The organism is Pseudomonas sp. HY13-MNA-CIBAN-0226, assembly GCF_040310305.1.
In the GTDB taxonomy this organism is placed as follows: domain Bacteria; phylum Pseudomonadota; class Gammaproteobacteria; order Pseudomonadales; family Pseudomonadaceae; genus Aquipseudomonas; species Aquipseudomonas gregormendelii.
Genome location: NZ_JBEOPS010000017.1, coordinates 113,656 through 133,445, shown reverse-complemented (window position 1 = coordinate 133,445; position 19,790 = coordinate 113,656). Strand labels below are relative to the sequence as shown.

The following is a 19,790-nucleotide window of genomic DNA, read 5'->3' as shown; positions in this document are numbered from 1 at the left end:
GAACAGAACATCACCCGGCGGTTGGCCCACCGGGTGATAGAACCATCAGCGCACTGGTGGTGCGTATTGAATGCCGCCGTTGTTCCACAGCGCGTTCAGGCCACGGTCGATTTCCAGCGGGGTGCCCTTGCCGAGGTTTTTCTCGAACACTTCGCCGTAGTTACCTACTTGCTTGATGATCTGTACGACCCAGTCTTTCGGCAGTTTCAGATCCTTGCCGTATTCACCGTCAGCCCCGAGCATACGAGCGACGTCCGGGTTCTTGGTGGCCTTGGCTTCAGCTTCGACGTTTTTCGAAGTGATGCCGGCTTCTTCAGCGTTGAGCATGGCGTAGCCAGTCCAGCGGACCACCGCCAGCCACTCGTCATCGCCGTTACGCACGACAGGGCCCAGTGGCTCCTTGGAGATGGTTTCCGGCAGAACCACGTAGTCTTTCGGCGCGGCCAGCTTGCTGCGCTGGGCGAACAGTTGGGACTTGTCGGAGGTCAGCACGTCGCAACGACCGGATTCCAGCGACTTGGCGCTTTCGTCGGAGGTGTCGAAGGTGATCGGGGTGTATTTCAGACCGTTGCCACGGAAGTAGTCGGAAACGTTCAGCTCAGTGGTGGTACCGGCCTGGATGCAGATGGTTGCACCGTCCAGTTCCTTGGCGCTCTTGACGCCCAGCTTGTTGTTTACCAGGAAGCCGATGCCGTCGTAGTAGGTGATGAAGCCTGGAAATTTCAGGCCCATGCCCGCGTCACGGGAGCTGGTCATGGTGGTGTTGCGCGACAGGATGTCGATTTCGCCGGACTGCAGCGCGGTGAAGCGCTCCTTGGCGTTCAACTGACTGAATTTAACCTTGGTCGCGTCGCCGAATACGGCAGCGGCTACAGCGCGGCAGAAGTCAGCATCGATGCCGAGGATCTTGCCAGTGGCGTCCGGAACCGAGAAACCCGGCAGGCCGTCACTTACACCGCACTGTACAAAACCTTTCTTCTGCACTGCATCCAGGGTTGCACCCGCCTGAGCGAACCCGCTGACGCCAAGTACTGCGGCTGCAGTCACGACGGCCAGGGTGGATTTCAACATCTTCATTCAAACCTCCAGTTTTGCTCTTGTTGTGTCGGAGCGTGAGTCCAGTCGCACCCTTATGAGGCGTTGTTGACCCGTGTTGGCTTTTTTTAGGGTCAAGCGACGTAGGACCTTAGCTATGAGTCTAGTAGGAGAAAATCCACATCATGGATCACTCACTTCTCACCAGTCGGCCGAACGGGCTGTAGCCCTTCACGTTCGCGAAGCCCGTAGCGGCCACTGGCGAACATCCATCACCGGATTTTTGTTGCTATCCCGCCACCAGCAGTACACTGATAGTGTTACCGCCAGTCGCTGGATTGATTGCTCGGGTTTTCCCATAGCAAAGCCCGTACCAGACCGCCCGCCAAAGCGATTCAAAGACAGGTCAATAGCAAAACTTGTAACCTTGCGACATCTTCTTAACTGATCAACCAGACGCGCACTCAGATCTCGCACTCAATGAGAGCGCACGCACAAAAATGGAGCGAACATGACCGAGCCCCTGATTCTTCAACCCGTCAAGCCAGCAGACGCCTGTGTTATCTGGCTGCACGGCCTGGGCGCCGACCGTTATGACTTCCTGCCAGTGGCCGAAGCGTTGCAGGAAACCCTGTTGAGCACCCGCTTTGTTTTACCCCAGGCACCCACGCGCGCGGTCACCATAAATGGTGGCTACGAGATGCCCAGCTGGTACGACATATTGGCCATGAGCCCGGCCCGGGCAATCAGCCGCGAGCAGCTGGATGAGTCAGCAAAACGGGTTCTGGACTTGATCGAAACCGAGCGCGCCAGCGGAATAGACGCCTCGCGAATTTTTCTCGCCGGTTTTTCCCAGGGCGGTGCCGTGGTGTTGCACGCGGCCTTCCTGAAATGGCAAGGCCCGCTGGGTGGCGTACTTGCCCTCTCCACCTACGCTCCGACGTTCAGCGACGAGCTGGACATTTCCGCCAGCCAGCAGCGTATTCCCGTGCTGTGCCTGCACGGCCAATACGATGAGGTGGTGCAAAATTCGATGGGGCGCAGTGCCTACGAGCACTTGAAGGCCCGTGGTGTCACCGTGACATGGCAGGAATACCCAATGGGGCACGAAGTGTTACCGTGACATGGCAGGAATACCCAATGGGGCACGAAGTGTTACCCGAAGAGATCAGCGATATCGGCGCCTGGCTGACCGAGCGCCTACGCTAAACAGACTGTGTAAAAGCTGCCTTTGATCATCACACTACGCCGCGCCCGATTCTTGCATTACACTGGCCGGCGTACATTCCTTAATCAATTGATGAGATGACCGTGCTCAAAGCACTCAAGAAAATGTTCGGTAAAAGCGAGACTGAGCAGCTCGCGCCAGCCTCCAGCGCTCCGTCTCACTCACCCAGCCACCGCGCCGACGGTAATCAGTCTGGCCGGACCGCCACCGCAGCGGTACCCAAGCACGAGCCGATGACCCCACCGGCTGCCCCCACTGTCGAGGTAACAGCCGACGAGCCGCCGCGCAGCGAAGCCCCCAAGCCTGTCAGGCCGCGTCGCGAACCCAAGCCCAAGGCACCGGTTATTCCCTGGAAACTCGAAGACTTCGTCGTCGAACCCCAGGAAGGCAAAACCCGTTTCCACGATTTCAAACTCGCCCCTGAATTGATGCACGCCATCCAGGACCTGGGCTTCCCGTATTGCACGCCGATCCAGGCCCAGGTGCTGGGCTTTACCCTCGCTGGCAAGGATGCCATCGGCCGCGCCCAGACCGGCACCGGCAAGACCGCTGCGTTCCTGATCTCGATCATCACCCAGTTGCTGCAAACCCCGCCGCCCAAAGAGCGCTACATGGGCGAGCCACGGGCATTGATCATCGCGCCAACCCGGGAACTGGTGGTGCAGATTGCCAAGGACGCCGCTGACCTGACCAAGTACACCGGCCTCAATGTCATGACGTTCGTTGGCGGCATGGACTTCGACAAGCAGCTCAAGCATCTCGAAGCCCGTCACTGCGACATCCTCGTGGCCACGCCCGGCCGTTTGCTGGACTTCAACCAGCGCGGCGACGTGCACCTGGACATGGTCGAAGTCATGGTCCTGGACGAAGCCGACCGCATGCTCGACATGGGTTTCATTCCGCAGGTGCGGCAGATCATTCGCCAGACCCCGCCGAAGAACGAGCGTCAGACGCTGCTGTTCTCCGCGACCTTCACCGAAGACGTGATGAACCTGGCCAAGCAATGGACCACCGAGCCGTCGATCGTCGAGATCGAGTCGCAGAACGTCGCCAGCGAAAACGTCGAGCAGCACATCTACGCCGTTGCCGGTGCCGACAAATACAAACTGCTCTACAACCTGGTCAACGACAACGGCTGGGAGCGGGTGATGGTGTTCGCCAACCGCAAGGACGAAGTGCGTCGCATCGAAGAACGGCTGGTGCGTGATGGCGTCAACGCCGCGCAGTTGTCCGGTGACGTACCGCAGCACAAGCGCATCAAGACGCTGGAAGGCTTCCGCGAAGGCAAGATCCGCGTGCTGGTCGCCACCGATGTTGCCGGTCGCGGCATTCACATTGACGGCATCAGCCACGTGATCAACTTCACCCTGCCGGAAATGCCGGACGACTACGTGCATCGTATAGGCCGCACCGGACGTGCGGGCGCCGATGGCGTGTCCATCAGCTTCGCCGGTGAAGACGACTCCTACCAGTTGCCGTCCATCGAGGCACTGCTGGGTCGCAAGATCAGCTGCGAGACGCCGCCGACCCATTTGTTGCGTGCGGTTGAGCGTAAGCGCCCGTAAATACGGGCCGCAGTAGAAGAGGCGCAGCCGGCAACGGACTGCGCTTTTTTTTGCCTGGTTTTTCTCGAACGGAGCTTGCCGGAATAAACTAAAAGTCCATAATAGACAAAATAGTTCAGATGCAGTCTCCGGAGCCGTTCATGTCCAGCACGCCTTACGTGATCACCCAACCTCAAGCACGCGAGTTGCTCGATCAAATCGACGTGCCGCAGATCCTGCGCAAACTGTTCCGTGACCTGGCCGCAGGCCACGCGGTGCAACCGGCGCAGCAACTGGTTGAATTCCCCCAAGGCGCTGGCGACTTCATCAACTACTTGGGCGTGCTGGCCAAAGATGGCGTTTATGGGGTCAAGACGTCGCCTTACATCGTGCGCGAGCAAGGCCCGTTGGTGACGGCGTGGACGCTGCTGATGTCGATGCAGACCGGTCAACCGCTGTTGCTCTGTGATGCCGGTGAACTGACCACGGCACGTACGGCAGCGACCACCGCCGTGGCGGTCGATGCCCTGGCGCCGCCAACAGCGCAGCGCCTGGCAATTATCGGCAGCGGCAAGGTGGCCCAGGCGCACCTGCATTACGTGAAGGGCCTGCGTGCCTGGCAGAGCATCAACCTGTATTCCCCGAGCCTGGACGGTCTTGACGCTGGAGCGAAGGCACGGCTCACAGGGCTTGATCCGCGCCTGACGCTGGTTTCCAGTCGCGAAGCGGCCGTCCTGGACGCTGACGTGATTATGCTGTGTACCTCCTCCGCCGGCCCGGTCATCGACCCGTCCACCTTGAGCAAACCGGCCCTGATCACCTCCATCAGCACCAACGCGCCACGGGCTCACGAAGTGCCGCCGCACTGCCTCAACGCCATGCAGGTGTTCTGCGACTATCGTGTGACCACGCCCGGTTCGGCCGGGGAAATGCTGATTGCCGGCGAACAGCATGGCTGGGACAAGGACAGTATCGTCGGCGACCTGCCCGAGCTGATGAGCGAAAAAGTGCAGCGTCCGGCCTACGATCGCCACGTGTTCTTCCGCTCGATCGGTCTGGGCCTGGAAGACATCGCACTGGCCAATGCCATCTACCGCCTACAGCACTAACACCACCAACCCCTGTAGGAGCTGCCGAAGGCTGCGATCTTTTGATCTTGACCTGGTAAAAGCAAGATCAAAAGATCGCAGCCTGCGGCAGCTTCTACACAGGGGGGTATCAATAACATTGGCATTTGCGCCCATCAGGAGACATGCATGAGCCAGGCAGACTTCATCATCATCGGCGGCGGCATTGCCGGCGCTTCCACCGGTTTCTGGCTGTCGCAGCACGCGCGGGTGATTGTGCTCGAACGCGAATCCCATCCGGGCTACCACTCCACCGGCCGTTCCGCGGCGTTGTACACCGCCGCTTACGGCACACCACAGGTTCGGGCATTGACCCAGGCCAGCCGGGATTTCTTCGATGCGCCACCGCCAGGCTTCTGCGAACATCCACTGCTGACCCCGCGCGGCGAGATGACGGTGGACTTCAGCGGCGACCCTGCCGAACTGCAGAACCAGTACCTGAGCGCCAAGGCCACAGTGCCGCAGATGCAGCTGCTCAGCGCCGAGGAAGCGTGCGTGCGCCTGCCGATCTTGCGCCGGGAAAAAGTTCATGGCGCCATCTATGACCCGACCGCCAGCGACATTGATACCGATGCGCTGCATCAGGGTTACCTGCGTGGAATCCGCCGCAACCAGGGCCAGGTTCTGACCGATACTCAGGTGGTGAGCCTGAGCCGGGACGCCGAGGGCATCTGGCAGGTGCAAACCGACGGCCAAACCTTTAGCGCCCCGGTCATCATCAATGCGGCAGGCGCCTGGGCGGACAAAATCGGCGCCCTCGCTGGCGCGCAGCCACTGGGCCTGCAACCCAAGCGCCGCGCGGCGTTCATCTTTGCCGGGCCCGAAGGCGTGGACATCCACCACTGGCCGATGCTGGTCAGCCTGGATGAATCCTTCTATATGAAGCCCGACGCCGGGATGTTCCTTGGCTCCCCAGCCAATGCCGACCCGGTCGAACCCCATGATGTGCAACCCGAAGAGCTGGACATTGCCATGGGCATCTACCAGATCGAGGAGGCCACCACCCTGACCATCCGCCGCCCGACCCGCACCTGGGCGGGCTTGCGCAGTTTTGTCAGCGACGGCGATTTGCTGTCCGGCTTCGATCCGCAGGTACCTGGACTGTTCTGGGTGGCGGCTCAAGGCGGTTACGGGATTCAGACCTCTCCAGCGATGGGCCAGGCCAGCGCTGCACTGGTGCGCGGCCAGGACCTGCCGGAAGCCCTGTCGAAATTCGGCCTCAATGCCGCCATGCTCGCCCCCGCCCGCCTGAACCAACAGGGGTAGTCAGGTGACGTCCACTCCCGTTTGCTGCAAACTTCCAGCGCCCTGCCTTATGGGCGCTGACGTCGCCCGGAGCACCACTGAATGAACGCCCCCGAGAAAGATCCGGCCCTGGATAACTACCGAGCCATCAGCGACGCGATTGCGACGCTGTTCTTTCCCCATGCCGAAGTGGTGCTGCACGATCTGCGCACGCAGAAAGTCGACTACATCGCCAACAACCTGTCGAAACGTGAAGTCGGTGACGATTCCTCGCTGGAAGACATGCTCAGTGAAGAGGTCAGCGAACGGAACATCGGGCCGTATGAAAAGCTCAACTGGGATGGTCAGAAAATTCGCAGCCTGAGCAGCGTGTTGCGTGACAGCGCTGGCCATCCTTTGGCGGTGCTGTGCATCAATCTGAATATTTCGCTGTTCGAAAACGCCAAGGCGGCGCTGGATCTTTTCCTGTCGCCGAGCAAGCTGATACCGCAACCGGACTCACTGTTCCGTGATGACTGGCAGGAGCGGATCAACACCTTCCTCCATGCCTGGCTGCGCGACCGACAGCTGAGCCTGAGCATGCTGACCCGCGACCACAAACGCGAACTGGTCCTGGCTCTGCACGCCGAAGGCGCCTTCAAAGGCAAAAGCGCCTCCAACTATGTGGCCAATGTCCTGAACATGGGACGGGCGACGGTTTACAAACATTTGAAGGAACTCAAGGGCTGACCTGACTCTCCCGGGGCCGGCTTGCAAGGGGTGACTGTACAGGCCTCATCGCGGGCAAGCCTTGCTCCCACAGATCTCACCGACTGTGGTTACAGGGCTTGCCGCCACTGCCAGACCTCACCACCTGTGGGGGCAAGGCTTGCCCGCGATAAGGCCATCAGCTACACCTTTGCAATCCGCCCGTGCAAAAGGTGCGGTGGCTATTCCAGCGCGGATGCTGGCCCGAAGAACTCGTAGCGGCTTTGCTTCTCCGGCACACCCAGCGCCTTGAGATGGCGCTTGACCGCCGCCATGAAGCCCTTGGGCCCAAGGAAATAGGCATCCAGATCGCGTTCCTGCGGCAACCACTCGCCTAACTGTTCCTGGCTCAACACCCCCACCTTGTGCGCCGCCGGGCTCACGCCGTCATCTTCGGCATAGCAGTAGAACCGCTTGAGCTGCGGATGACGTTCGGCAAGCCCGTCGATCCAGTCACGAAACGCATGGACGCTGCCATTGCGCGCGCAATGGATGAAGTGCACCGGACGCTCAGTTGCCAGCGCCGCCTCAAGCATCGCCAGGGTCGGGGTAATACCAACGCCGCCACTGATCAGCACCAGGGGTTTGTTACTGGCGCTCAAGGTAAATTCACCCGATGGCGGGAACAGCTGGATGGACGCACCGACGTGCAGTTGATCGTGCAGGTGGTTGGAGGCACGACCGCCGTGCTCACGCTTGACGCTGATGCGGTATTGGCCATTGGTCAAGGCCGACAGTGAATAGTTACGGCGAATTTCTTCACCATCGAGTACCAGTTTCATGCCGATGTACTGGCCAGGCTCTGCTGCCAGGATCGGGCCCTTGTCGGCAGGCTCGAAGTAGAACGAAATGATCTCCGCACTCTCCTCGACCTTGGCCGCCACGATGAACTCCCGCGCGCCACGCCAGCCGCCAGGTGCCTGTTCCTTCTGGTCGTAGATGCTTTTTTCCGCGCCGATCAGGATATCGGCCAGCTGACCATAGGCAGCGCCCCAGGCGGCCATCACTTCAGGCGTGGCGATCTCGTCACCCAGCACTTCGGAAATGGCACGCAGCAAACAGCTGCCAACGATCGGGTAATGCTCCGGCAGGATTTGCAGGGCCACGTGCTTGTTGATGATCTTGGCCACCAGATCACCCAACTGGTCGAGTTGATCGATGTGACGGGCATACATCAGCACACCGTTGGCCAGGGCACGCGGCTGGTCACCACTGGCCTGGTGGGCCTGGTTGAACAAAGGGCGCACTTCAGGGTACTCGGAGAGCATCATCCGGTAGAAATGGGTAATTAATGTTTCGCCACCGCTTTCCAGCAACGGCACGGTGGATTTGACGATGGCACGATCTTGAGCGCTCAGCATAAGGTAACTCCTGGGTTTCTATTCGTTTGCCCTTACGTATCAGTTTTCATGCCAGATTTAATTTTCATATATATCAATAGCTTACCAACTATATAGTCATTTAGACCTAATTTGATTTATAGTCATATCGACTATATGGAGTCACTATGACTGCAAAATCCTTGCTCACCACGCTGCTCCCGCTGGTCTCTGACCTGTCCCGCGAGCTCCCGGAGGGCGAGCGTTATCGACGCCTGCTCGAAGCCATGCGCGCCCTGCTGCCGTGCGATGCCGCAGCCCTGCTGCGCATCGATGGCGAATGGTTGGTGCCCTTGGCAGTCGACGGCCTGAGCACGGATACCCTGGGGCGGCGCTTTAAAATCAGCGAGCATCCGCGCTTCGAAGCGCTGCTCAGCAGTCCGGGCCCCACCCGGTTTGCCGCCGATAGCGAGTTGCCAGACCCCTACGATGGGCTGGTCGATGGCCTGCATGAGCATCTGGAAGTCCATGACTGCATGGGCTGCCCGTTGTTTATCGACGAACGCCCATGGGGCTTGCTGACGCTCGATGCCCTCGATCCGCAACGCTTCGAACCGATTGAGCTGGATGCGCTGCAAGCGTTCGCCAGCCTGGCGGCGGCCACGGTCAATGCAGCCGAACGGATCGAACGCCTGGCCAACAGGGCCGAAGACGAGCATCAGCGCGCCGAGGTTTATCGCCAGGCGAGCGGCCAGCAGAACCGCGAGATGATTGGCCAGAGCAAGGCGCTCAAACGCCTGGTTGAAGAAATCGACCTGGTGGGCAGCAGCGACCTCACCGTACTGATCACTGGCGAAACCGGGGTCGGCAAGGAACTGGTGGCCCAGGCCATCCACGCTGCGTCCGCCCGCGCCGACAAACCGATCATCAGCCTCAACTGCGCCGCCCTGCCCGACACCCTGGTGGAAAGCGAGCTATTCGGCCACGTGCGCGGCGCCTTCACCGGCGCCACCAATGACCGGCGCGGCAAATTCGAACTGGCCAATGGCGGCACGCTGTTTCTCGACGAAGTGGGCGAGCTGTCGCTGACTGTGCAGGCCAAACTGCTGCGCGTGCTGCAAAGCGGCCAGCTGCAACGACTGGGGTCGGACAAGGAACATCAGGTGAACGTGCGCTTGATTGCCGCGACCAACCGCGACCTGGCCGAGGAAGTGCGCAGTGGTCGCTATCGTGCCGATTTTTATCACCGGCTGAGCGTCTATCCCCTGCTGGTGCCGGCGCTGCGCGACCGCGGGCGCGATGTACTGTTGCTCAGCGGATACTTCCTTGAGCAGAACCGCTCACGCATGGGCCTCAACAGCCTGCGTCTGAGCAGCGATGCCCAGGCCGCGTTGCTGGCCTACGACTGGCCGGGCAACGTGCGAGAGCTGGAGCACCTGATTGGCCGCAGCGCCCTGAAGGCGCTGGGTCACTGCAAGGAGCGGCCGAAGATTCTCACCTTGAGCGCGGCGGATCTGGACCTGCCCTACGGCAACGTCGAAGCAGTGCCAGAGCAACCCGCCGGTGCAGCGGTGGCACTGGTGTCGGGTGACCTGCGTGAAGCAACCGAAAATTATCAGCGACAACTGATCAGCGCTTGCCTGGAACGCCACCACGACAATTGGGCCAGCGCGGCGCGGGAGCTGGGCCTGGACCGGGCGAACCTTGGACGCATGGCCAAGCGCCTCGGCATGAAGTAACAGAAGATCGTTCGATCTTTTGATCCATCGAACATCGATTGAAGGCTAAAGCCTGACCCCAACAAGTCGATAACCCGGCATCGATAGTTGTTGGCGGTCCCCGAGACGCCCATCACCTTTCTCCACAGAAGGTTTTTATGTCCTCCACCAAAGCCCGCGCAGACTCACTCTCGCTTCTGCTATTTACCTTGCGCAGCGGCAAGCTGATGGCGATTAACCTGCTGAAAGTCAGTGAAATCATCCCCTGCCCGCCGCTGACCAAAATGCCGGAGTCACACCCCCACGTCAAAGGCATCGCCAGCCTGCGCGGAATGTCGTTGTCGGTGATTGACCTCAGCCGTGCCATTGGCGAACGACCGCTGGAAGACCCCAACGGTGGCTGCCTGATCGTCACCGATGTCAGCCGCTCCAAACAGGGCCTGCACGTGCAGGCAGTGAGCAAGATCGTCCACTGCCTGACCACCGATATCCGCCCACCGCCCTACGGCTCTGGAGGCTCGCGCTCGTACATCACCGGGGTCACCTCGGTCGATGGCACGCTGGTGCAGGTGCTGGATATCGAAAAGGTCATCCACGGCATTGCCCCGGCCCAGATCGAATCGGCACCGACCGAACTCAGCATGGAAGACGCCGACATACTCGGCAACGCCCGGATCCTGGTGGTCGATGACAGCCAGACCGCATTGCAGCAATCGGTGCACACCCTGCGCAACCTCGGCCTGCAATGCCACACCGCCCGCAGCGCCAAGGAGGCCATCGATTGCCTGCTGGACTTGCAAGGCACCGAACAGCAGATCAACCTGATCGTTTCAGACATAGAAATGTCGGAGATGGACGGCTATGCCTTCACCCGGACCTTGCGTGAAACCCCGGATTTCTCCCACCTCTATGTGTTGCTCCACACGTCTCTGGACAGTGCGATGAACAGCGAAAAGGCTCGTCTTGCCGGCGCCAACGCCGTGTTGACCAAGTTCTCCTCGCCGGAACTGACCAAGTGCCTGATCGAAGCCGCCAAGACCGTTGCAGAACAGGGTCATTAAGGTGTGAGCAAGGATTTCTGTTTTCTGATGCGGCGCAACCTCGCTGCAGCGGTGCCTGCGATCACTTGGCCGCAGGGTATTGTCCTCTGCGAGTACCGCCCGGACCTGGCTGAAGCCGTTCATCGTTTGATGGAACAGGGTTATCTGCACGGTGGCGGTCGCGTGCCGGCCCTGGATACCTGGCAAAGGCGTTTTGAAACCGATCCCGAGTACGACCCATCCCTGTGCTTCATCGCGCTGGACGATGAAGGGATTGTGGGTGTCTGCCAGTGCTGGACGAGTGCCTACATCAAAAACCTGGTGGTGCATCCGCGGGCCCAAGGCCGAGGTTTAGGCCAGGCACTGCTGCTCCATGCTTTCAACATATTCCAGTGTCGGCGCGAAGGATTTGTCGATTTGAAGGTGCTGGAAGACAACCTGAAGGCGCAGCGATTGTATGAGCATGTCGGGATGTATGTGGTTCGGCGCGAACCGGTACCTGCCTGATATCGCCAGGATCGCAGCCTGCGGCAGCTCCTGCAGACGAACGCGGTCGACCCTATAGGAGCTGCCGAAGGCTGCGATCTTTTGGCGGTCGGGCAAACTTATCCTGTGGAGGCATACTCCAACTTCGGACAACCCATGCCCCAGGATCCCGGAACCCATGAAAGCAATCACCCTGACCTTCATCTGCCTCGGCGCCCTCGCCACCCAGGCCCAGGCTTCCAGCTCCGACGCCTGGGCCGCCTTCGACAAGGCTGTGCTCACCAGTTGCACCAAGGCGAGCGGCCTGAAGAACGCCAAACCGGTTGGCAACGCCGCTCAATTCGATGACCGGGTCGAGTACACCGCACTGCTGCTGCAAGGCCAGTACCCGCAAAAACACATGAAAGGCCAGCAAGGCACCGAGCTGTGCCTCTACAACAAGAAAAGCAAAACAGCCTATGTCACCGAGTGGGATTCCATCCGCCCTCCGGCCAAAAACCGGTGAATGGCGCATAACTTGCTTCCAGGCAGGCCTGCGTGGTGATTTTCCGTCACCGCTTGACTGCCCTCGGATGCGACTGACTGCTCAATGAATACGACGTTTTCCTGCGTAGGTTGTGGCAAATGCTGCACCGATCACCATGTCCCCCTGACCCTGGATGAAGCCCGCATGTGGGCCGCTGACGGCGGTCAGGTGATCGTGCTGGTCGAGGGTTTTCTCGCTAATGGCCTGGGCCTGCCAGTGCAGCAACGCGAACATGCCGAGCGTCGCTCGGTGCAGGTCAGCAGCGGCGAAACCGAGGCCTTCGTGGCCATTACCTTTGCCGCCTACAACCAGGGTCGCTGCCGGAATCTTGACGAAGACAACCTGTGTCGCATCTATGACCGCCGCCCGTTGGTCTGCCGCATCTACCCCATGGAGATCAATCCGCACATTCCGCTCGACATCGCGGTGAAGGAATGCCCGCCACAATCGTGGGAAAGCGGCCCGGACCTGATCGTCGGCGGCACCCTGGTCGATCAGCCACTGGCCGAGCTGATCCAGCGCTCCCGCCAGGCGGACCGCGACGACGTGCTGGTCAAGGATGCGATGTGCGCGCTATTGGGCATTCGCACCACGGCGTTGAAGGGCGACGGGTTCACCGCGTACCTGCCGGATATGGCGGAATTTGCCACGATCTTCGATGAGCTGGCCGGCCAGACGCTGCCGGAATGGGCCAGTGAGTGGCTGTTCCATGTGTCAGGCGACGACATCGCCGGCCAGGTGCAAGCCGCCGGTGCCGAGGTGACCAGCGAGGCAGCGCAAAACTATGCGTTTATTTCGTTGCGGTCGGCCTGATCTGAACACCTATCGCGGCCAAGCCCGCCCCTGTGGGAACGAGCCTGCTCGCGATGGCAGTGCACCCATCAGCAATTATCCAGAAGCCTAGCGCTTACCCATCGAACGACGGGTACCCGGAGGCGCAGCGCCTGGGGTCTTGGTGTGGCCATTCTTCGCGCCATTCTTGTACCAGGGCTGGCTGGCGTTTTTTGTCGCAGCCAGCTCACCTGGCTTGAACGGGAACTTGAAGGCCGGGATTGCAGTTTTGGTTTCGCTGTCTGCGTTGGAGTCGACGCTGTCTGGCAGGTCTGCCGAGGCGTCGCTCGAAGCGTCGGCAACCGGCGGTTGTGTCGGGGAAGTCATGAAAGCTCCGGGTGATGCAAAAGAGTCGGGCCCGGTCAGCGAGCCGCGAAAGGCGGCAGTATACCTGCCCGGCCGACCCACGCACGCGCACCTTCGGTCGGCACTGCAAGAATTTTCAACGCCTGCTGACAACCGCTGCCTACGGGTAGGTGACGGTGCCTCTTACAGCCTTGGCGACCAAACTGACAGCGCTGTCAGTTGGCAGTCACTTTGCTGACGGTGTAACAGGGCTATAAGGGAGGTATAAATCTCCCTCCCATTTCGATCTTCTGCCCGGCGCCCCACTCGCATGCGAATCCAGAAAAAGACCGCCCTGCTCGCCACCCTTCTGATCGCGCTGATTGCGCTGGGCATCTGGTACCTGAGCAAGCCAGCCACGGCGAAACTGGCCACGCCGAACGCCATTCCCGTGCGCGTAGTGAACGTCGCTGAAAAAGATGTTCCGCGCTTTGTCAGCGGCATTGGTTCAGTGCTGTCCCTGCACAGTGTGGTGGTGCGTCCGCAGATCGATGGTGTGCTCACCAAATTGCTGGTCAAGGAAGGACAATTGGTGAAAGCAGGCGACCTGCTCGCCACCATCGATGACCGCACGATTCGCGCCAACCTTGATCAGGCCCGCGCGCAATTGGGTGAAAGCCAGGCGCAGTTGCAGGTGGCACTGGTCAACCTCAAGCGCTACAAATTGCTCAGCGTCGACGATGGCGTGTCGAAGCAGACCTATGATCAGCAGCAGGCGCTGGTCAACCAGCTCAAGGCCACGGCCCAAGGTAACCAGGCCTCGATCGATGCGGCGCAAGTACAACTTTCCTACACGCAGATTCGCTCCCCGGTCACCGGGCGAGTGGGTATTCGCACGGTAGACGAAGGCAATGTCCTGCGCATGACCGATACGCAGGGGCTATTCACGGTGACCCAGATCGACCCGATTGCCGTGGAGTTTTCCCTGCCCCAGCAAATGCTGCCGACCCTGCAAGGCCTGATCAACGACCCCGAGCATGCGCAGGTATCTGCCTACATCGGTGCCGACACCGACGGCGAGACCGGCAACCTGTTGGGCGAGGGGCATCTGACGCTGATCGACAACCAGATCAATGCGAACACCGGGACCATCCGCGCCAAGGCCGAATTCAACAATCCCGGGCAAAAACTCTGGCCCGGCCTGCTGGTGACGGTAAAAATTCAGACAGCCCTGGATAAAGCCGCGCTGGTGGTTCCACCCACGGTCGTACAGCGCGGGCTTGATCAACATTTCGTCTACCGGGTCAAGGGTGACAAGGTTGAAATCGTCCCTGTGCAGATGGTGTATCAAGGCAGCGGGCAGGACATTATCAAGGGCGTGAAGCCCGGCGATGTACTGGTCAGTGACGGTCAATCCCGGCTCAAGCCCGGCTCCACGGTGCAGGTGCTGACCGAGCCGCCGCAGGTCGTGCAGTCGGAGCCCAAGTCATGAAAGGCCGCGGTTCGGTTTCCGCCTGGTGCATCGATCATCCGGTCGCGACGATCCTGCTGACGTTCGCCCTGGTGCTGCTCGGGGTGATCGCGTTCCCGAAATTGCCGATCGCGCCGCTGCCGGAAGCCGAATTCCCCACCATCCAGGTGGCTGCGCAATTGCCCGGGGCCAGCCCGGAAACCATGGCTTCATCGGTGGCCACGCCGCTTGAAGTGCAATTCAGCGCCATCCCCGGCGTGACCCAGATGACCTCGAGCAGCGCCCTGGGCTCGACCAACCTGACCCTGCAGTTCACCCTCGACAAAAGCATCGACACCGCCGCCCAGGAAGTGCAGGCGGCGATCAACACGGCCTCAGGCAAACTGCCCAAGGACATGCCTAACCTGCCAACCTGGCGCAAGGTCAACCCGGCCGACAGCCCGGTGCTGATCCTCAGCATCAATTCGACCCTGCTGCCCGGCCCGGAACTCAGCGATCTGGTGGAAACCCTGCTGGCGCGGCAGATCAGTCAGATCGACGGCGTAGGCCAAATCAATATTACCGGTCAGCAGCGTCCGGCAATCCGCGTCCAGGCTTCCGCAGACAAGCTCGCAGCGATCGGCCTGACCCTGGCCGACATCCGCGTGGCCATTCAGCAAACCAGCCTCAACCTGGCCAAGGGTGCGCTGTACGGCGAATCAAGCATCTCGACCCTGTCAACCAACGATCAGTTGTTCCACCCCGAGGAATACGGCCAACTCATTGTTTCCTACAAGGACGGTGCCCCGGTTCATCTCAAGGACGTGGCCAAAGTCGTCAACGGTTCGGAAGATGCCTACGTGCAAGCCTGGGCCGGTGATCAACCCGGGGTGAACCTGGTGATCTCGCGCCAGCCGGGGGCCAACATTGTCGAAACAGTCGACCGCATCCAGGCCGCGTTGCCCGGCCTGGAGGCCATGTTGCCGGCCTCGGTCCAGGTCAAGGTGCTGATCGACCGCACGCAGACCATCCGTGCGTCGCTGCACGAGGTGGAAATTACCCTGCTGATCGCAATCGCCCTGGTCGTCGCGGTCATGGCGCTGTTCCTGCGCCAGCTCTCCGCAACGCTGATCGTCTCGGCGGTACTGGGGGTTTCGCTGGTCGCCAGTTTCGCCCTGATGTACATCATGGGCTTCAGCCTGAATAACCTGACCCTGGTTGCCATCGTGGTGGCCGTGGGGTTTGTGGTCGACGATGCGATTGTGGTGGTGGAGAACATCCACCGTCACCTGGAGGCCGGCGATGGCATGCGCGAGGCGGCGATCAAGGGTGCGGGCGAGATCGGTTTCACCGTGGTCTCGATCAGCTTCTCGCTGGTGGCGGCGTTCATCCCGCTGCTGTTCATGGGCGGCGTGGTCGGGCGGCTGTTCAAGGAGTTCGCCCTGACCGCCACCGCTACCATAATGATTTCGGTCGTAGTGTCGCTGACCCTCGCGCCGACCCTGGCCGCGCTGTTCATGCGTGCGCCGGTGCATCATGCCAACCGCAAGCCGGGGTTCGGCGAACGCCTGCTGGGGTGGTACGAAAAAGGCTTGCGTCGTGCCCTGGCGCACCAGAAGCTGATGATCGGGGTGTTCGGCGTTTCGTTGGGCCTGGCCATTGCCGGCTACATATTCATTCCCAAGGGTTTCTTTCCGGTGCAGGACACCGGGTTCGTCCTGGGCACCACCGAAGCCGCTGCGGATATTTCCTACGGTGACATGGTGAAAAAACACCTGGCCATGGCCGAGATTGTCGCCGCCGACCCGGCCGTGCAGGCGTTCTCCCATTCGGTCGGCGTGTCGGGCAGCAACCAGACCATCGCCAACGGCCGGTTCTGGATATCCCTGAAAAAACGCGGCGACCGTGATGTCTCGGCCAGCGAGTTCATCGACCGGATTCGTCCGCAATTGATGAAAGTCCCCGGCATCGTGCTGTACCTGCGTGCCGGCCAGGACATCAACCTGAGCTCCGGCCCCAGCCGCGCGCAGTATCAATACGTGCTCAAGAGCAACGACGGCGCGACGCTCAGCACCTGGACCCAGCGCCTGACCGACAAGCTGCGCAGCAATCCGGCGTTCCGCGACATCTCCAACGACCTGCAACTGGGCGGCAGCATCACCCACATCAGCATCGACCGCAGCGCCGCCGCGCGTTTCGGCCTGACCGCAAGCGATGTCGACGAAGCGCTGTACGACGCCTTCGGCCAGCGCCAGATCAACGAATTTCAGACCCAGATCAACCAGTACAACGTCATTCTGGAGCTGGACACCCGGCAACGCGGCAAAGCAGAAAGCCTCAACTATTTCTATCTGCGCTCGCCATTGAGCGGGGAAATGGTGCCCCTTTCGGCCCTCGCCCGATTCGATGCGCCAACGGTGGGCCCGCTGTCCATTGCCCACGATGGCATGTTCCCGGCCGCCAACCTGTCATTCAACCTGGCCCCCGGCGTGGCCTTGGGCGATGCAGTGATCATGCTCAACCAGGCCAAGGCCGAGATCGGCATGCCGGCCGCCATGAGCGGTAATTTCCAGGGCGCAGCCCAGGCCTTCCAGAGTTCGCTGGCCAGCCAGCCGTGGCTGATCCTGGCGGCGCTGGTGGCCGTGTACATCATCCTCGGCGTGCTCTACGAGAGCTTTGTCCACCCGCTGACCATTATCTCGACGCTGCCATCGGCGGGGCTCGGGGCCGTGATCATGCTGTGGATCTGCGGGCAGGACTTTTCGATCATGGCGCTGATCGGCCTGGTACTGCTGATCGGCATCGTGAAGAAAAACGGTATCCTGATGATTGATTTTGCCCTCGATGCCCAGCGCAACCGTGGCCTGACACCGCAAGAAGCCATCTATGAAGCCTGTATCACGCGGTTCCGGCCGATCATCATGACCACCCTCGCCGCACTGCTGGGCGCCTTGCCGTTGATGCTCGGCTACGGCACCGGCGCCGAACTGCGCCAGCCACTGGGGATTGCGGTGGTCGGTGGCCTGCTGGTGAGCCAGGCGCTGACGCTGTTCACCACGCCGGTCATATACTTGTGGCTGGAGCGGCTATTCCATCGACCTGAACCAGCCCCGGTAGCGGCGCTGGCGACCACAGACTGAGGCGGGGTCATGCGCGTCCTGATTATCGAAGACGAAGAAAAAACCGCAGACTACCTGCACCGCGGCCTGACGGAACAAGGCTACACCGTGGACCTGGCGCGCGACGGCGTGGAAGGCCTGCACATGGCGCTGGAAAGTGACTATGCGGTAATCGTCCTCGACGTCATGCTGCCGGGCCTCGACGGCTTTGGCGTCCTGCGGGCGCTGCGTGCGCGCAAGCAAACCCCGGTGATCATGCTGACCGCCCGCGAGCGAGTCGAAGACCGCATCAAGGGCTTGCGCGATGGTGCCGACGACTACCTGGGCAAGCCGTTCTCCTTCCTCGAACTGGTCGCGCGCCTGCAAGCGCTGACCCGCCGCAGTGGCGGACATGAACCCGTGCAGGTGAGCATCGCCGACTTGTGGATCGACCTGATCAGCCGCAAGGCGACCCGTGCCGGAACCCGCCTGGACCTGACCGCCAAGGAGTTCTCGCTGCTGAGCGTACTGGCCCGTCGCCAAGGTGAAATTCTCTCGAAGACCGCGATCGCCGAGATGGTCTGGGACATTAATTTCGACAGCGATGCGAACGTCGTCGAGGTCGCGATCAAGCGTCTGCGCGCCAAACTCGACGGGCCTTTCGACGAGAAATTGCTGCACACCATTCGCGGCATGGGCTACGTGCTGGAGAGCCGTAGTGTCCAGTAACTCGATCGCCCTGCGCCTCAGTGGCATGTTCACGCTGGTGGCGTTGCTGGTGTTCCTGTTGATTGGCGGGGCCTTGTACCAGCAGGTCGACAAGGGCCTGGGCCTGCTGCCCGAAGCCGAACTGGATGCGCGCTACAGCGTGCTCGAATCCACCGTCGGACGTTACGGCACGCCCGAGCACTGGGTGAAGATCAACAACAAGCTCAAGCTGCTGGGCGAGGAAGACAAGCGCATACGCTTCTGGATCATCAGCGGCGATCCCCACTATGAATACGGCGAGCTCACGCCCCGGATCCGCGCCTTTGCCCAAGGTCCCCTGGGCATGCGCGACCTGAAGCTGCCGGACCAGCCTTATCCACTCAAGGTGTTGGTCAGTCAGTTTCCCGCCAAGGACCAGCGTCCCGCGCTGCGCTTCATGATCGGCATCGACACCGAAACCTTTTTCCAGACGCAGCACCACTTGCTGATCGCGCTGATCAGCCTGGCGATCGTTGGCGTGCTGCTGGCTTCTGCGCTTGGCTATTGGGTGGCACGCATCGGCCTCAAACCCCTGATCAAATTATCCCAGGAAGCCCAACGCCTGGCGCCGCCACTTCTATCCGGCCGGTTGCAACTGTCGCCGCTGCCGCCGGAGCTGAACCAGTTCGTCAGCTCATTCAATTCGACGCTGGAGCGGGTCGAGCAGGCCTACTCACGCCTTGAGTCCTTCAATGCCGACGTGGCGCATGAATTGCGCTCGCCACTGACCAACCTGATCGGCCAGACCCAGGTCGCGCTGACTCGCGGAAGGTCGGCGGAACATTACTTCGAAGTGCTGCAATCGAACCTCGAGGAACTGGAGCGACTGCGCTCGATCATCAACGACATGTTGTTCCTGGCCAGTGCCGACCAGGGCAGCAAGGCCACCAAACTGACTTCGACCTCACTGGCGGGTGAAGTGGCGACCACCCTGGAGTACCTGGATTTCATCCTCGAGGACGCTCAGGTTGAGGTCCAGGTCAGCGGCGACGCGCAGGTGCGAATCGAGATCGCACACCTGCGCCGGGCGCTCATCAACTTGTTGAGTAATGCCGTGCAGCACACGGAGCCCGGGCAGGTGATCCTTGTGCGCATCGAAGCCCAGGCTCATCAGGTCAGCATTGGCGTGGCCAACCCGGGCGCGCCGATCGCCAGCGAGCACCTTCCGCGCCTGTTCGAGCGCTTCTACCGGGTTGATGCTTCGCGCAGCAACAGCGGGAACAACCATGGCTTGGGGCTGGCGATCGTCAAGGCCATTGCCCTGATGCATGGCGGGGATGTGTTTGCGCGCAGTGATGAGGGCGTGAATACGTTCGGGATTCACCTGCCCATCTGATACGCCAGCTGGGTTCTTCCCGCTGAAA

The 19,790-nt window shown here is 60.9% G+C and carries 16 protein-coding genes and 1 pseudogene; 14 read left to right on the top strand and 3 right to left on the bottom strand.

The window, feature by feature from the left end:
• Nucleotides 1-45: 45 nt before the first annotated feature.
• On the bottom strand, nucleotides 46-1,077 hold the full coding sequence (locus AAEZ05_RS19440) for an amino acid ABC transporter substrate-binding protein (protein ID WP_045062114.1): 1,032 nt from the start codon (nucleotides 1,075-1,077) through the stop codon (nucleotides 46-48).
• Nucleotides 1,078-1,546: 469 nt separating this feature from the next.
• On the opposite strand from AAEZ05_RS19440, the pseudogene AAEZ05_RS19435 reads away from it, so the two are divergent.
• The 5 genes and pseudogenes from AAEZ05_RS19435 to AAEZ05_RS19415 all read left to right on the top strand — a co-directional run bounded on the left by AAEZ05_RS19435 (nucleotide 1,547) and on the right by AAEZ05_RS19415 (nucleotide 6,908).
• A pseudogene (locus AAEZ05_RS19435) lies at nucleotides 1,547-2,244 on the top strand (alpha/beta hydrolase).
• A gap of 96 nt (nucleotides 2,245-2,340) precedes the next feature.
• Nucleotides 2,341-3,828 carry an ATP-dependent RNA helicase RhlB gene (gene rhlB / locus AAEZ05_RS19430; RefSeq protein WP_045062112.1) on the top strand — a complete coding sequence of 496 codons (1,488 nt, stop codon included), beginning with the start codon at nucleotides 2,341-2,343 and terminating at the stop codon, nucleotides 3,826-3,828.
• A gap of 140 nt (nucleotides 3,829-3,968) precedes the next feature.
• The gene (locus AAEZ05_RS19425) at nucleotides 3,969-4,916 is read left to right on the top strand and encodes an ornithine cyclodeaminase family protein (RefSeq protein ID WP_205891618.1); all 948 of its coding nucleotides are present in this window, start codon (nucleotides 3,969-3,971) and stop codon (nucleotides 4,914-4,916) included.
• Between the two features lie 147 nt (nucleotides 4,917-5,063).
• A complete protein-coding gene (locus AAEZ05_RS19420; protein ID WP_045062110.1) occupies nucleotides 5,064-6,200 on the top strand; it encodes an NAD(P)/FAD-dependent oxidoreductase in 1,137 nt (378 codons plus the stop codon).
• An 81-nt stretch (nucleotides 6,201-6,281) separates the two neighbouring features.
• Nucleotides 6,282-6,908: a helix-turn-helix transcriptional regulator gene (locus AAEZ05_RS19415; protein WP_350648479.1), complete on the top strand. Its 627-nt coding sequence runs from the start codon at nucleotides 6,282-6,284 to the stop codon at nucleotides 6,906-6,908.
• Between the two features lie 200 nt (nucleotides 6,909-7,108).
• On the opposite strand, the gene hmpA is transcribed toward AAEZ05_RS19415, so the two are convergent.
• Nucleotides 7,109-8,287, bottom strand: a complete 1,179-nt coding sequence (gene hmpA, locus AAEZ05_RS19410) for an NO-inducible flavohemoprotein (RefSeq protein WP_045062108.1) — start codon at nucleotides 8,285-8,287, stop codon at nucleotides 7,109-7,111.
• Nucleotides 8,288-8,433: 146 nt separating this feature from the next.
• Here hmpA and norR point away from each other — a divergent pair, with 146 nt between their 5' ends.
• From norR to AAEZ05_RS19385, 5 genes are all read left to right on the top strand, one after another.
• Nucleotides 8,434-9,984 (top strand): nitric oxide reductase transcriptional regulator NorR, encoded by a 1,551-nt coding sequence (norR, locus tag AAEZ05_RS19405; RefSeq protein ID WP_045059307.1) that lies wholly within the window; start codon nucleotides 8,434-8,436, stop codon nucleotides 9,982-9,984.
• 137 nt (nucleotides 9,985-10,121) lie between these two features.
• Complete coding sequence (locus tag AAEZ05_RS19400) at nucleotides 10,122-11,024, top strand: chemotaxis protein CheV (RefSeq protein ID WP_045059306.1); 903 nt, start codon at nucleotides 10,122-10,124, stop codon at nucleotides 11,022-11,024.
• Between the two features lie 27 nt (nucleotides 11,025-11,051).
• Complete coding sequence (locus AAEZ05_RS19395) at nucleotides 11,052-11,510, top strand: GNAT family N-acetyltransferase (protein WP_045059305.1); 459 nt, start codon at nucleotides 11,052-11,054, stop codon at nucleotides 11,508-11,510.
• A gap of 157 nt (nucleotides 11,511-11,667) precedes the next feature.
• Entirely contained in the window at nucleotides 11,668-11,994 is a 327-nt protein-coding gene (locus tag AAEZ05_RS19390; RefSeq protein WP_045059304.1) for a hypothetical protein, read from the top strand.
• A gap of 84 nt (nucleotides 11,995-12,078) precedes the next feature.
• Nucleotides 12,079-12,828: a YkgJ family cysteine cluster protein gene (locus AAEZ05_RS19385; RefSeq protein ID WP_045059303.1), complete on the top strand. Its 750-nt coding sequence runs from the start codon at nucleotides 12,079-12,081 to the stop codon at nucleotides 12,826-12,828.
• Between the two features lie 87 nt (nucleotides 12,829-12,915).
• Here AAEZ05_RS19385 and AAEZ05_RS19380 read toward each other — a convergent pair whose 3' ends face one another.
• Entirely contained in the window at nucleotides 12,916-13,173 is a 258-nt protein-coding gene (locus AAEZ05_RS19380; RefSeq protein WP_045059302.1) for a hypothetical protein, read from the bottom strand.
• Between the two features lie 289 nt (nucleotides 13,174-13,462).
• Here AAEZ05_RS19380 and AAEZ05_RS19375 point away from each other — a divergent pair, with 289 nt between their 5' ends.
• The 4 genes from AAEZ05_RS19375 to AAEZ05_RS19360 are packed head-to-tail and all read left to right on the top strand — an operon-like array spanning nucleotide 13,463 to nucleotide 19,762.
• Complete coding sequence (locus AAEZ05_RS19375) at nucleotides 13,463-14,623, top strand: efflux RND transporter periplasmic adaptor subunit (RefSeq protein WP_045059301.1); 1,161 nt, start codon at nucleotides 13,463-13,465, stop codon at nucleotides 14,621-14,623.
• The gene (locus AAEZ05_RS19370; RefSeq protein WP_350648476.1) at nucleotides 14,620-17,721 is read left to right on the top strand and encodes a multidrug efflux RND transporter permease subunit; all 3,102 of its coding nucleotides are present in this window, start codon (nucleotides 14,620-14,622) and stop codon (nucleotides 17,719-17,721) included. Before AAEZ05_RS19375 ends, AAEZ05_RS19370 begins: the two co-directional genes overlap by 4 nt.
• Before the next feature lie 9 nt (nucleotides 17,722-17,730).
• Nucleotides 17,731-18,408 (top strand): heavy metal response regulator transcription factor, encoded by a 678-nt coding sequence (locus tag AAEZ05_RS19365; RefSeq protein ID WP_045059299.1) that lies wholly within the window; start codon nucleotides 17,731-17,733, stop codon nucleotides 18,406-18,408.
• Nucleotides 18,398-19,762, top strand: coding sequence for a heavy metal sensor histidine kinase (locus AAEZ05_RS19360; protein ID WP_045059298.1), 1,365 nt, complete (start codon nucleotides 18,398-18,400; stop codon nucleotides 19,760-19,762). The genes AAEZ05_RS19365 and AAEZ05_RS19360 overlap by 11 nt, the downstream gene beginning before the upstream one ends.
• The last annotated feature ends 28 nt before the right edge of the window (nucleotides 19,763-19,790 follow it).

What these genes read in the sequence shown, in the direction of transcription:
- AAEZ05_RS19365 (WP_045059299.1), top strand. Translation starts at nt 17,731, where the DNA reads ATGCGCGTCCTGATTATCGAAGACGAAGAAAAAACCGCAGACTACCTG.
- hmpA (WP_045062108.1), bottom strand. Translation starts at nt 8,287, where the DNA reads ATGCTGAGCGCTCAAGATCGTGCCATCGTCAAATCCACCGTGCCGTTG.
- AAEZ05_RS19395 (WP_045059305.1), top strand. Translation starts at nt 11,052, where the DNA reads ATGCGGCGCAACCTCGCTGCAGCGGTGCCTGCGATCACTTGGCCGCAG.
- AAEZ05_RS19385 (WP_045059303.1), top strand. Translation starts at nt 12,079, where the DNA reads ATGAATACGACGTTTTCCTGCGTAGGTTGTGGCAAATGCTGCACCGAT.
- AAEZ05_RS19420 (WP_045062110.1), top strand. Translation starts at nt 5,064, where the DNA reads ATGAGCCAGGCAGACTTCATCATCATCGGCGGCGGCATTGCCGGCGCT.
- AAEZ05_RS19390 (WP_045059304.1), top strand. Translation starts at nt 11,668, where the DNA reads ATGAAAGCAATCACCCTGACCTTCATCTGCCTCGGCGCCCTCGCCACC.
- AAEZ05_RS19415 (WP_350648479.1), top strand. Translation starts at nt 6,282, where the DNA reads ATGAACGCCCCCGAGAAAGATCCGGCCCTGGATAACTACCGAGCCATC.
- AAEZ05_RS19375 (WP_045059301.1), top strand. Translation starts at nt 13,463, where the DNA reads ATGCGAATCCAGAAAAAGACCGCCCTGCTCGCCACCCTTCTGATCGCG.
- AAEZ05_RS19370 (WP_350648476.1), top strand. Translation starts at nt 14,620, where the DNA reads ATGAAAGGCCGCGGTTCGGTTTCCGCCTGGTGCATCGATCATCCGGTC.
- AAEZ05_RS19440 (WP_045062114.1), bottom strand. Translation starts at nt 1,077, where the DNA reads ATGAAGATGTTGAAATCCACCCTGGCCGTCGTGACTGCAGCCGCAGTA.
- AAEZ05_RS19400 (WP_045059306.1), top strand. Translation starts at nt 10,122, where the DNA reads ATGTCCTCCACCAAAGCCCGCGCAGACTCACTCTCGCTTCTGCTATTT.
- norR (WP_045059307.1), top strand. Translation starts at nt 8,434, where the DNA reads ATGACTGCAAAATCCTTGCTCACCACGCTGCTCCCGCTGGTCTCTGAC.
- rhlB (WP_045062112.1), top strand. Translation starts at nt 2,341, where the DNA reads ATGACCGTGCTCAAAGCACTCAAGAAAATGTTCGGTAAAAGCGAGACT.
- AAEZ05_RS19380 (WP_045059302.1), bottom strand. Translation starts at nt 13,173, where the DNA reads ATGACTTCCCCGACACAACCGCCGGTTGCCGACGCTTCGAGCGACGCC.
- AAEZ05_RS19425 (WP_205891618.1), top strand. Translation starts at nt 3,969, where the DNA reads ATGTCCAGCACGCCTTACGTGATCACCCAACCTCAAGCACGCGAGTTG.